Source organism: Alteromonas sp. S167, from assembly GCF_036864375.1.
Taxonomy (GTDB): Bacteria; Pseudomonadota; Gammaproteobacteria; order Enterobacterales; family Alteromonadaceae; genus Alteromonas.
In genome coordinates this window covers 435,649-447,847 of record NZ_JAZETR010000001.1, presented here as the reverse complement: position 1 = coordinate 447,847, position 12,199 = coordinate 435,649, and the positions used below count along the sequence as shown (strand labels likewise).

Sequence of the window (12,199 nt, the reverse complement as noted above, 5' to 3'; positions counted from 1 at the left end):
GTGATGAACGAAGCACAACTTAAAGAAAAAGAAACGAAGCGTCATTTATTAAGTGACGGGCCTGACTGGACATTCCCTCTTATTGAAGAATACGAGCACCATATCGACCGTATTGCTAAGAAGTTCAGGTTGGATACTTATCCCAACCAAATCGAGCTGATTACCGCAGAGCAAATGATGGATGCCTATGCCAGTATTGGTATGCCTTTGAATTATACGCACTGGTCTTTTGGTAAAAAGTTTATCCAAACTGAACAACAATACCGCAGAGGCCAAATGGGGCTCGCTTATGAAATAGTGATTAACTCAGACCCATGCATTGCCTATTTAATGGAAGAAAACACCATTACCATGCAGGCACTGGTGATGGCTCATGCGTGTTATGGGCACAACTCATTTTTTAAAGGCAATTACTTATTTAAAACATGGACTGATGCGAGCTCAATTATCGACTATTTGGTGTTTGCTAAAAACTATATTGCCAAATGTGAGGAAAAGCACGGTTATGAGGAAGTAGAGAACATTCTCGATTCGTGCCATGCATTAATGAATTACGGCGTAGACCGCTACAAACGCCCTCAGAAAATATCACTGCAAGAAGAAAGGAATAGACAAGAAGAACGCGAGGCTTACTTACAATCTCAAGTTAACGAACTGTGGCGAACGTTACCAGGCAGCTCGCATCACGCACATAAAGAAGCGCCACGATTTCCGCAAGAGCCTCAAGAAAACCTGCTTTACTTTATAGAGAAAAATGCGCCGTTGTTAGAGCCATGGCAGCGTGAAATAGTACGTATAGTAAGAAAAGTATCGCAATATTTTTACCCGCAAAAGCAAACCCAAGTCATGAACGAGGGCTGGGCCTGTTTTTGGCACTATCACATTTTGAACGAAATGTACGACGAAGGCCTAGTGAGCGACCGTTTTATGATGGAGTTTTTGCATAGCCACTCAAGCGTTGTTATGCAGCCAGAATACAACAGCCCTTACTATTCCGGTATAAACCCTTATGCGCTTGGTTTTGCCATGTTTATGGACATAAAGCGGGTGTGCCAAGAACCCACAGAGGAAGACTATAAATATTTGCCCAGCATAGCCGGCAAAGACTGGTTAGAGACTGTGCATTTTGCAATGGAAAACTTTAAAGATGAAAGCTTTATCAGTCAGTTCCTGTCACCCAAAGTAATACGCGATTTTAAATTGTTTTCATTAGAGGATGACACCGCAAAATCGTTTATTCGCGTAAGCGCAATTCACGATGAAATGGGTTATCAAACCATTAAAGAGAAGCTTTCTGCACAATACAATTTAAGCAACCTAGAACCCAATATTCAGGTGCATAATGTAAACGTTAGAGGTGACCGCTCACTTACTCTTCGTTACATTCCTCAGCGAGGTATTCCATTAGGTAATTCGAAAGACGAAGTTATGAAACACCTCCACAGACTGTGGAAATTTGATGTGCGTCTTGAACAAGACAACGGCAATGACAACATAGAGCTAATAAGCGAGTGCAAGCGCACGGCAGAAGCAGGTAATTAGAGTAAGTAATACAAGCAGGTAGAATGACTACCTGCTTGTATTACATTTAATGCTGGGGAGCGCTGTTCATCGACTGTTTACTGCAAAGCAGTAACGACAATGCGCCCGCTGCTGCAAACACAGCGGCAGTAACGAAAGTCATATAGGCATTGGTGCCCTGAGACCACTGTTGGCCCGCCATATAATTACCAAATGCACCACCTAACCCAAAGGCAATGCTAATGTATACCGCCTGCCCTCGGCTTTGATAAGCCTTGGGTAGATATTGGTGAATAAAGTGGACAGACACAGCATGAGTAAGCCCAAAGCTAAGTGCATGAATAAGCTGGCTTATTATGATCACAACAAAGTAGTCGGCAAATGCCGCCATCAGGTACCAGCGCATAGACGTTAAAAGCAAGCTAGCAAAAAGCAAATTCCATACACCGAATTTGTCGATTAGCTGGCGGGCGATAAGAAAAATCCCAACTTCGGCCAGTACGCCTAGCGCGATAAATACACCTGTTTGCTGACCGCTATACCCCAGGTCACGCATGTACAACGCAAAGAAACCATAAAAAGCGCCAAAACTTATTTGCAAACAGGCTGAGGCGAAAATGAACACGGCAAAAGGACGTTGCTTAGCAAATTTCCAAATACTTCCAACCGCATTTTCTTGTGATGCTTTTTCAGCAGGTGCGTTTATGAATAATGTGCTAACAAATAACATAGCTAAAACGCCAACACTTACATAAACCGGAGACTCTGTGGAAAACAGATCCAGTGCTTTACCTACCATCACCGTAAGGCAGATAAAGCCAACGCTGCCCCACAAGCGAATTTGGCCATAAGTTGCTGAGGTTTTGGCCACCGTATTCATGGTAATAACCTCTAACTGCGGCAAAACAGCAGTCCAGAACATCATCATTAAACCAAACGATAGCGTTAGCCCCCAGAAACTAGAGAAATAAAACACAGACGAAAAAGTGACTACCGTTAGCAAGCACCCTAGGCGCATTACGCCAATGGCATTACCTGTTTTATCCGCCACGCCAGCCCATAAGCCGGGCCCTAAAATTCGCGCTAGGGTAATAACCGCAAATAACTCACCGATATCAGCAGAAGAAAAGCCTCGCCCATCAAGAAAAATACCCAAATAAGGCACGAGTACACCAAGCTGGCCGAAGTAAAGCCAGTAAGTGATTGCTAAAACGATTAGCGATGAGTTACCACGAAGTGTCAACGGTGATCTCCATATGCAAAAACGCCATTAGCCCTTAGCAATTGCTTTAGGTAATGGCGCAAAATTCGATGAGCTATGTTTCTGAGCTGGTGTACCGCGCAGGTCTGCTTTTTTAGTTTGTTACGCTTGATAGCAATTAAAAAAGTAACCAGCGAGCGTTGTATAGCAAGTATTTACTTACCAATTAAGCCTGACCAGCAATAGGCTTAGTAGATGAAACAATTCCCGCATTTTGCGCACGATGGCGCAGAAGGTGGTCCATCAATACTAGTGCAAGCATCGCTTCGGCGATAGGTACCGCACGAATACCAACACAAGGGTCGTGTCGACCTTTGGTAACAATGTCTATTTCTTCATTGTCTTTGTTAATGGTTTTACCCGGTACAGAAATGCTTGATGTTGGCTTAAGTGCCATGTGTACTTCAATGTCTTGGCCAGTTGAAATACCGCCTAGCACGCCGCCCGAGTGATTAGATGTAAACCCATCTGGCGTAAGTGTGTCGCGGTGTTCACTGCCTAATTGATTGATAACGTCAAAGCCATCACCAATTTCAACGCCTTTCACCGCGTTTATCCCCATCATAGCGTGGGCAATTTCGGCATCTAAACGATCGAACACAGGCTCACCTAAACCAACAGGCACATTTTTCGCAACAACTGACACTTTTGCACCAATACTGTCACCTGACTTCTTAAGGTTACGCATATATTCGTCGAGTGCTTCTAGCTTAGTTTCATCAGGACAGAAAAATGGGTTGGTGTTGGTAACGCTGTGGTCAACCTTATCAACAGCAATAGGGCCTAGTTCTGACAAATAACCTAACACCTCAATGCCATGAACCTCTTTGAGGTATTTTTTAGCAATGCCACCAGCTGCTACACGAATAGCCGTTTCGCGGGCTGATGAGCGACCACCACCGCGATAATCACGGCTGCCGTATTTCTGATCGTACGTATAGTCGGCATGTCCAGGACGGAAACGGTCTTTTATATTGCCATAGTCTTGGCTGCGCTGATCTTTGTTTTTAATAAGAAGGCCAATACTTGTGCCAGTGGTTTTACCTTCAAATACGCCAGATAAAATTTGAACTTCGTCATCTTCACGTCGTGCCGTTGTATAGCGTGATGTACCTGGTTTTCGTCTATCTAAATCTACCTGAAGATCTTCTTCAGTAATGCTTAAACCTGGAGGGCAACCATCTACCACACCGCCAATAGCGATACCGTGGCTTTCGCCAAACGTGGTTACAGTGAAAAGTTTTCCGAAGCTGTTACCTGACATAATCTATTATTATTCCTTACTGCTGAAAATGTTCTACCAGTGTCTCTTTACGCACTGCAAAAATACCTGAACCGCCGTTTTCAAACTCTAACCAAATCACTTCTAGACCTGGAAAACGCGTGCTCATATGCACTTCGCTGTTACCGACTTCAACGAATAACCAACCGCCATCATTTAGGTAGGTTGGCGCCTCGCGAAGCATAATATCGACAAGCTCAAGACCGTCTTCACCGGCAGCAAGCGCAAGCTCTGGCTCGTGGTGATACTCTTCAGGAAGGTCGGCCATGTCTTCAGCGTCAACATAAGGCGGGTTAGACACAATAAGGTCATACTTTTGACCTTCTAAACTAGAAAACAAGTCTGATTGAATTGGATAAACACGGTGACTTAAGCCGTGTTCCTGAATATTGATATCGGCTACCTCTAACGCATCTGTGCTGATATCAACTGCGTCCACTTGTGCTTCTGGGTACGCGTGAGCAAGTGCAATGGCAATACATGCTCCACCTGTACACATATCAAGAATACTGCTTGGTGTATTCTCTACAAAGGGGGCAAATTCGTTTTGTATTAGCTCTGCAAAAGGCGAGCGTGGAATAAGCACTCGCTCGTCAACATAAAATGGCATACCACAAAACCATGCCTCGTTAGTGATGTAAGGCAACGGCATACGTGTTTGCACGCGCTTAAGTATCAGCTCGGCAATTTTCTCACGTTCACTTTTGGTTAAACGAGACGACAACACGCTTTCACCTACCTGCTCTAAAATAGGATGTGGTAAATGCAGTGCCTGCAAAACAAGGCTTGTTGCTTCGTCCCATGCGTTGTCGGTGCCATGACCAAAATACAGCGCCGCGTCGTTAAAGCGGCTGGTTGCCCATCGCGTCATATCTAACAGGGTGTGTAGATCTTCAATGGCTTCTTCAAGGTAAAACTTATCGGTCATGGTGTTTGGGTACATCAGAAATTGCAAAGCTGGTATCATACTAACATTTACTGTGTTCGCCCATGTTAAATTGCATATTGATTCATAATGAAAGCGTTTAAAAAAGAACTAAAAGCCTTAAAGAAAAACTTGTCGGCACAAAATGTCAATAAAGCGGGCGACGCGGGAAAGGCTGATGCCGATAGCGTTGAGGAAGAAAGATTTTCATTCGCCGATGCAATGAAAGGCGTTAAGCCGCTGCAGCAAGACAAGGTAGAACCCGACAAACAGGTAGAGCTGTTTAATAAACGCCTACAAGCCTCACCAACGCGGTTAAAAAATAGTAAACAGCTAGCAGCCTCATTTAGCTTTTCAGACATGTATCAGGCGGCGCTTCCACAAGAAGGGCCTATGCGTTATTGCCGTGAAGGCGAGTCTACCCATATTGTAAAGCAATTACGACGTGGCGATTATTCACCCGAAATGATGCTAGATTTGCATGGCCTTACGAGAGAGTTGGCGAAAGAAGAACTTGCCGCTTTAATACACGCGGCGAGAAAAGACACCATAGACTGTGTTTGTGTAATGCACGGCTATGGGCAAGGTGTACTAAAAGCCGCCCTGCCTCATTATTTAGTTCAGCATCCACACGTTAGAGCGTTTCATCAAGCACCGCTTGAATATGGTGGTCAAGCAGCGCTATTAGTACTATTAGACGTGCCGCTTCAAAACAACAAACGCTAGTAACAATAAGCGCAAGCTTGGCTAATAAATTGTTGCGAATCACTTTTTAATAATTACTTAGCGTTTACATAGCTATTATTTAGTGGCGTCTGCACTATTATGCATAAACAAATAAGTGTAGTACGCCATCATTGCCACAATAATACCTATGCCTAAAAGCGAGCCCCATACCACCGGGTCTTTAATCATTGTCCAGAACATAATATTTCTCCTCTTCAACTGCATTAATAGTAGAGGAGACACACCTGTAACATCGTGATCTAGATCAAAGCTTACATCGTCAAAAAACCAAACCCCTTCATATTCTTGATCTGCATCAAACTTCAATAACACCTAGCCTTGATACAAAATTTTGGCCTACTTTTATTATTCTTTTGTATTACGTTAGTCAGCATTAAGGCTGTTACACAGTCGCTTTTTTGATTGAGAGGTTAAATTCATTGACAGAGCAAGCTTAAACGATTAAGTTTTGAAAATAGAATGTTATCAAAACATCAATACAATGAGTTTTAACTATGAAAGATTCACTTAAGCCCAAAATGCACTTTTGGCAAATATGGAACATGTGCTTTGGCTTTTTCGGTATTCAGTACGGATTCGGATTACAGCAAGCAAACCTCAGCCCCATCTTTCGCTACCACGGTGCTGCCGAACATGAATTACCTATTCTTTGGCTAGCGGGCCCAGTAACGGGTTTATTAATACAGCCGTTAATTGGCGTAATAAGTGACGGTACATGGACCCGATTTGGTCGACGTAAGCCTTTCTTTTTTATGGGTGCACTGGTTGGTTCAATTGCCGTTATGTTCATGCCTTATGTGCCTGAGCTTTGGATGGTAGTTGGCTTATTTTGGATCCTTGACGCTGCCATGAACACAGCGATGGAGCCCTATCGAGCACTGGTTGGCGACAAAGTAAATCAACAACAAAGACCGCTTGCTTACGCACTACAGCTATTCATGGTGGCAGGTGGCCAAATGCTTGCCGGCCTTATGCCGCTTATCATGATTGCCTTTGGCGTATCAATTGAAACTGACGGTAAAGAAATACCTGAAATAGTGAAATACTCATTTGTTGTAGGCGTTGTTGTCATACTTGTCTCTACGGTGTGGTCGTTCTACACCACTGATGAACTTCCCCCCGAAGACATGGAAGCCTTTAGAGCCAACCAACAACACACTAGTATTGCTCACGTATTCAAAGAACTCTGGAGCGCATTGCTAGAAATGCCAAAATCACTAAAGGCTATCTGGTGGGTGAAGCTAGCTACATGGTTTGCCCTACCTATGATGTGGCAGTATCTTGCACTGTCGATAGCACGTCATGTATACAACGCCCCTACTCCCGACAGCCCAGGGTTTGTTGAAGGAACTGCGCAGGTTGGTATGGCATTTACCGTAATGAACGTTACCACCATTGTTATGGCGTTGGTTATCGTTCGTTTTGTTAAGTACTTAGGCGATGCAAATACTTACGCACTCTTCTTGTTAATTGGCGGTGTAGGCTTCCTTTCAATGCAACTAACCACCGACCTCACCATGACATTTGTATGCATGTCGCTGGTTGGCGTTGGTTGGGCAGCCATTATGACCATACCTTTTATTATAACAGCGGACGTAACGCCGGCCGCTCGCGTTGGTGTTTACATGGGGTTACTTAACGCTATGATCTGCCTTCCTCAAATTCTTGAAATGTTCACTATTGGCTTTTTCTACGACTCATTACTAGGCAGCGACCCTCGAAACGCCCTAGCACTGTCGGGCCTTCTTTTTGTTGTTGGAGCGGCCTTAGCACTTCGCATTAAGTCAAAGCCAGATCACCTCATTAATCAGGAGGTTTCTCAATGAAAATCAGCACAATAAACCGCGAATGGTGGAAAGAAGGTGTTGTTTATCAAATTTATCCTAGAAGCTTTCAAGACTCTAACGGCGACGGCATTGGCGATCTGCAGGGCATTATTCAACGCTTAGATTACATTGCCTCATTGGGTATTGATATTGTATGGCTGAACCCGGTTTATCAGTCACCAAATCACGACAACGGCTACGATATTTCCGACTACCAAAACATTATGGATGACTTTGGTAGCATGGAAGACTTTGATGAAATGCTGGAAGGCTTTCACAAACGTGGCATTAAAGTAGTTATGGATTTGGTGGTAAACCACTCTAGTAGCGAGCACAAATGGTTTAAAGAATCGCGTTCTTCTCGTGATAACCCATACCGCGACTATTATCACTGGTGGCCGGCAGAAAAAGGCACACCGCCTGAGCGTTGGTCTTACTTTGATGAGGAAGGTAGCGCATGGGCGTTTGATGAAAAAACTAATGCCTACTATCTACATTATTTCGATAAAACGCAGCCCGATTTGAATTGGGAAAACCCGAAAGTACGAGAAGAAATTTTCGCTATGATGCATTTTTGGTTCAAAAAAGGCATCGACGGTTTCCGAATGGATGTGATTACGTTTATATCAAAACACGATGGCTACCCAACGTTTGAAGGCGTACATGGCGATAAAATGATAGACGTTTATGCCAGTGGCCCGCGCTTGCACCAATATTTACATGAAATGAACCGTGAAGTACTTCAACACTACGACATTATGACGGTTGCAGAAGGCCCTGGTACAAACTTATCCAACATTCACGATCTAGTAGATGAAGATCGCCAAGAGCTTAATATGAATTATCATTTTGAGCATGTAGAACTTGGCCTAGACGCTCGCAAAATTGTAAATAGCGACCATCGCAATCTGGTTAAATTTAAGAAGATAATGAGCGACTGGGCAACTGCCTTTGACCAAAAGGGCTGGGGAACTCAGTGGCATACCAATCACGACTTTCCTCGTCAGGTTTCATGGTTTGGAGACGACTCAGCTGAACACCGAGAGCAATCATCAAAGCTACTTAGCACGTTTTTGTTAACCATGCGCGGTACACCCTATTACTACATGGGTGATGAAATTGGTATGACGAACGCAAAGTTCGACAGTATTGATGATTACGATGACCTAATGACCATCAATTGGTACAACCTTACATTAGCTGAAGGCGGGGATGCACAAAAGCTTCTTGAATCGCATAAGTTAAGCGGCAGAGATAACGCTCGTACTCCGTTTCAATGGGACACATCAGAGAACGCTGGCTTTTCATCAGCCAAACCTTGGTTAAAAGTTACCGACAACTTCAAAGAAATAAACGCAGCAGAGCAAGAAAATAGGCCTGATTCACCGTTAAATTATTTTCGTGAGTTAACGCAGCTACGCAAAGATAACTTAACGTTAATTTACGGTGCGTATGCGCTGTTGCTGGCTGATGATGAGCACATTTACGCTTATACAAGAACGTTAGACGATGACGTGATTTTAGTACTGCTTAACTATTCGAGCTCGCCACAAGTCGCTGAAATACCTAACGCACTTCACAATGGCGATGTACTGATTAATAACTTCGACACGCTAGAAAAAGTAGATGCTGGCTTTAGTCTTCTGCCATGGCAGGCAGTGGTGCTAAAAATAAAGTAGCAGTAGTAACAATTTAAAACGGGTGCCTTAGTGCACAGAGTAAGCAAAACGCGCCTTAATCAAGGCGCGTTTTTTTTGGGGCTTACAACACTTCAAAGGTTAAGCTTGAAAAGTAGGTTTCGAAGTCTGCCTTCTCGTTGTTTACTAGGGGCTCGCCCCACACAACGTTAATTTTTACCGCGCCGGCCTTTGAGAATGCAAACGTAGCTTCGCCATTGTCATTAGTTTTTGATGCTTGCTCTGTTTCAGCGCTATCACCTAGCGCTATGGCATCAATTTTCGCACCTTTCAGCGGGCGGCCTTTATACAAAACCTTTACCGTAAGGGTGTTGTCCTTTAAAGAATAAGGGTGCGATGTAGGCACAATTTCAAGCGTATGACCAATAGCCTTTGTAGCATTATCGGTGAGCAGTTTACCCACTTGTACAATCGACTTAGCCTTTCGCGAATACAACTCTGAACCAGCGACTTGCTCTTGCCCTCTTTCTTTTCGATGGTTGAGTATTGCAGTAAGGCCTTCTTTGCTGGCGTAATCATTAAACTTCTCTGCACCTAAAACACTTACTGAATGATAACTTTCAAACCCAATAACGTAGGTTCCATCATTAAGCACCGGTGTTTTAGCAAGCCCAGGCACCAGCGATGTGCGCGGTACAATGCTACTGGCCATGTCTAACACACCCGATGATGAATACGCTCGCAACGCCACAATTTTATCCCACGTTAAACTCCAGTGATTAATATCGTCTTTATGACCTACCTTAAATTGAAAACCAAAAGCCGTTGGCTTGCTAGCGGTAAAACCCGAAGGCGCTAACCAGAAATCATGGGCAGTGGCAGCACTTGACGTCAATAATAGTGCAGCACTCAAAAACAGCTTTTTCATTTTCATAAATATTCTTCTTTAGTCATAAGTTGTACTAGGTATAGCATTGATAGTAGGTAAAAAGCGAGGTAAACAGAGATTCAACAAGCAGATCTCAGATTTCATATGATGATGAGTAATCGTTTTACGAAGGACTGTACAGAATACAAAAACGCCGTATATCAATTACTGACTAAGTAATTGTGATATTAGGGCATCGGTTTCTACAATGGGATCGTGACCGAACCAAATTGACCACAGCGCATGTATAAGCTCAGTATTATTGGTTTTAACAATAAATTCGTTATTAAAAAAGACAGAGAGTGAGCTACTTCCATGCCTTTCAAGGCGTAACAACGAGTGCTTTTTTATTTCATCGTCGAAGTCATAAGACAAACGCGCAATTTCCTTTTTAATGTGCGTTAGGTCCGTATTTTCGTTATTACGCTCTATTCCATCTATCAACGCTTTTTCTACTTGCTTTGGTGTTACATCTCGCAAAAATTCAAGCTCTACGCGCTGCGGTGCTCTTCCATTCAGAATGTGTGAGACTAACGCATTTCTTTGTGTGGGAAGGCCTTCAGTAGCTTTCATAAAGTGACTAATTTTATACACTTTAAAGAAGAACATTCTTCGCGTGGTGCTACCGCTTAATATAAGTGGGCTGTTGTTAATGTATTGCTTATCAAACCTATCGGAAACTGTTGTTGCATGTTCACTATCAACCGCGATATGCGCAAACGAAGTATTGGCGAAAAAAATGGAGCACGCCATATACACAAACGCTGCTGCAACCAATAAATTGAAGACAGACCTATATGAGTACGCCATTAAAATCTTCGTTGTCTGATTGTAGTGGTCATAAGCTGTCATTTTTGGGAAAATTTTATGTTGTAATGATAGCGCCTTTACTTGCACGGCGTGTATGAAATTACTTTAACGTTGATTATGGGTTCGTGTAATTCGTGATATTGGAGGGTTTCTTATCATCTTACATGGGCGTTAAGCGCACACTTAATTTTCGTTTCCACGAAAACACAGAATATCGTTTTTTAGAGGAAACGGGTTGTTAGTATGAAGTAGCTGTAATAAGTTGTAAGCTTTCCTTTAGGAGATTTATGAGAAGTCTTTTTCTTTTACTATTTTTAACTCCTCTCAGTACTTTTGCTTCGCAAGATTGTGTTGAGGCAATTGAAAAAATCAAAAATGAGGCTGAGGCATTTGTATTGGAGTTAAATATGGATAGAGTTGAACAACTTTTTTATATTAGGGAAAAACTCAATTTTGATGGTGGCCAAGAGTCAAGACAGGCATTAGATGTGGAGTTGTATATGAGTATCATGGAAGTTCTCATAAAATCCAAACCCAAATCAAAGATGATTTCCCGAATCCGAGAAATGCAGCGCAGTTTCAATGAGTTTCCTCTACAAATCTCAGATGAGAAGACTAAAGAACTTAATGATCAGCTCAGTAAAAAGTCAGCAGCGGGAATATAACAAAGCGCTTTATACGTGTGTCACTGCGTGCCACACTGGGACAGCAATGCAGAAGAGTTCCGCGATTAAACTGCCAAGTCATTACCCCTATGTTGGGGGTTAGCTATACAAGGAGTTCCATGAGCAATTCACAAAAAACTTGGCAAGAGTATTACGCCAGAATCAAAAATAGAAAGATAGATGAAGCAACTCAACTTTGGAATGCTGTTGTACGCTCTGGCGCTAATGATAAGACGTTATTCGCAATGGATTTCTCCCATTTTGGTGAAGTTCCGTCAAAATTAAACGACTTGGCTCAGCAACTCAGTGAGAATTATGAAGTTGAGGTTAGCGAAACCGACGAAAAAGGGTATCAATTTCTCACCGGTTCAACTCGACCTTATGGTAATGAATTGAGTGGAGAAGACTTCATTAACTGGGTGTCTTTTATGTGTGACGTTGCTCAGTCTTATAGTTGCGTATTTTCTGAGTTTACGTTGGAGAGTCCTGAACTTAACTTAGCTTGGTCAAATTCAGAGTTTGAATCGGGCAAATATAGCTAACAAAAACCTGTAGTTGCTCGCAAGTGCTCGCAGGGATCAAATACTCGTAGGCTTC

Annotated in this window: 12 protein-coding genes; 6 read left to right on the top strand and 6 right to left on the bottom strand. The window is 43.0% G+C overall.

Annotated features, from left to right (window positions below; translation table 11 throughout):
• The first annotated feature begins 3 nt into the window (after positions 1-3).
• Entirely contained in the window at positions 4-1,542 is a 1,539-nt protein-coding gene (locus V7R35_RS01895) for a SpoVR family protein (RefSeq protein ID WP_334012949.1), read from the top strand.
• Between the two features lie 46 nt (positions 1,543-1,588).
• Here V7R35_RS01895 and V7R35_RS01890 read toward each other — a convergent pair whose 3' ends face one another.
• The 3 genes from V7R35_RS01890 to prmB all read right to left on the bottom strand — a co-directional run bounded on the left by V7R35_RS01890 (position 1,589) and on the right by prmB (position 4,992).
• Complete coding sequence (locus tag V7R35_RS01890; protein ID WP_334012948.1) at positions 1,589-2,764, bottom strand: MFS transporter; 1,176 nt, start codon at positions 2,762-2,764, stop codon at positions 1,589-1,591.
• A 184-nt stretch (positions 2,765-2,948) separates the two neighbouring features.
• Entirely contained in the window at positions 2,949-4,046 is a 1,098-nt protein-coding gene (aroC, locus tag V7R35_RS01885) for a chorismate synthase (protein ID WP_334012946.1), read from the bottom strand.
• Between the two features lie 16 nt (positions 4,047-4,062).
• Positions 4,063-4,992 carry a 50S ribosomal protein L3 N(5)-glutamine methyltransferase gene (gene prmB / locus V7R35_RS01880; protein WP_334012945.1) on the bottom strand — a complete coding sequence of 310 codons (930 nt, stop codon included), beginning with the start codon at positions 4,990-4,992 and terminating at the stop codon, positions 4,063-4,065.
• Between the two features lie 87 nt (positions 4,993-5,079).
• On the opposite strand from prmB, the gene smrB reads away from it, so the two are divergent.
• Positions 5,080-5,715, top strand: coding sequence for an endonuclease SmrB (smrB, locus tag V7R35_RS01875; RefSeq protein ID WP_334012943.1), 636 nt, complete (start codon positions 5,080-5,082; stop codon positions 5,713-5,715).
• A gap of 75 nt (positions 5,716-5,790) precedes the next feature.
• Here the strand turns inward: smrB and V7R35_RS01870 are convergent, their stop codons facing one another.
• The gene (locus tag V7R35_RS01870) at positions 5,791-6,042 is read right to left on the bottom strand and encodes a hypothetical protein (protein WP_334013270.1); all 252 of its coding nucleotides are present in this window, start codon (positions 6,040-6,042) and stop codon (positions 5,791-5,793) included.
• Between the two features lie 188 nt (positions 6,043-6,230).
• Here V7R35_RS01870 and V7R35_RS01865 point away from each other — a divergent pair, with 188 nt between their 5' ends.
• Both V7R35_RS01865 and V7R35_RS01860 read left to right on the top strand, forming a co-directional pair.
• The gene (locus V7R35_RS01865; RefSeq protein ID WP_334012942.1) at positions 6,231-7,562 is read left to right on the top strand and encodes an MFS transporter; all 1,332 of its coding nucleotides are present in this window, start codon (positions 6,231-6,233) and stop codon (positions 7,560-7,562) included.
• Entirely contained in the window at positions 7,559-9,241 is a 1,683-nt protein-coding gene (locus tag V7R35_RS01860) for a glycoside hydrolase family 13 protein (protein ID WP_334012940.1), read from the top strand. The genes V7R35_RS01865 and V7R35_RS01860 overlap by 4 nt, the downstream gene beginning before the upstream one ends.
• Before the next feature lie 82 nt (positions 9,242-9,323).
• On the opposite strand, the gene V7R35_RS01855 is transcribed toward V7R35_RS01860, so the two are convergent.
• Together V7R35_RS01855 and V7R35_RS01850 are read right to left on the bottom strand one after the other, a co-directional pair.
• On the bottom strand, positions 9,324-10,133 hold the full coding sequence (locus V7R35_RS01855; RefSeq protein ID WP_334012938.1) for a DUF4198 domain-containing protein: 810 nt from the start codon (positions 10,131-10,133) through the stop codon (positions 9,324-9,326).
• 159 nt (positions 10,134-10,292) lie between these two features.
• The gene (locus tag V7R35_RS01850) at positions 10,293-10,937 is read right to left on the bottom strand and encodes a chalcone isomerase family protein (protein ID WP_334012937.1); all 645 of its coding nucleotides are present in this window, start codon (positions 10,935-10,937) and stop codon (positions 10,293-10,295) included.
• A 287-nt stretch (positions 10,938-11,224) separates the two neighbouring features.
• On the opposite strand from V7R35_RS01850, the gene V7R35_RS01845 reads away from it, so the two are divergent.
• Positions 11,225-11,602: a hypothetical protein gene (locus tag V7R35_RS01845; protein ID WP_334012936.1), complete on the top strand. Its 378-nt coding sequence runs from the start codon at positions 11,225-11,227 to the stop codon at positions 11,600-11,602.
• 119 nt (positions 11,603-11,721) lie between these two features.
• The gene (locus V7R35_RS01840; protein WP_334012935.1) at positions 11,722-12,144 is read left to right on the top strand and encodes a hypothetical protein; all 423 of its coding nucleotides are present in this window, start codon (positions 11,722-11,724) and stop codon (positions 12,142-12,144) included.
• The last annotated feature ends 55 nt before the right edge of the window (positions 12,145-12,199 follow it).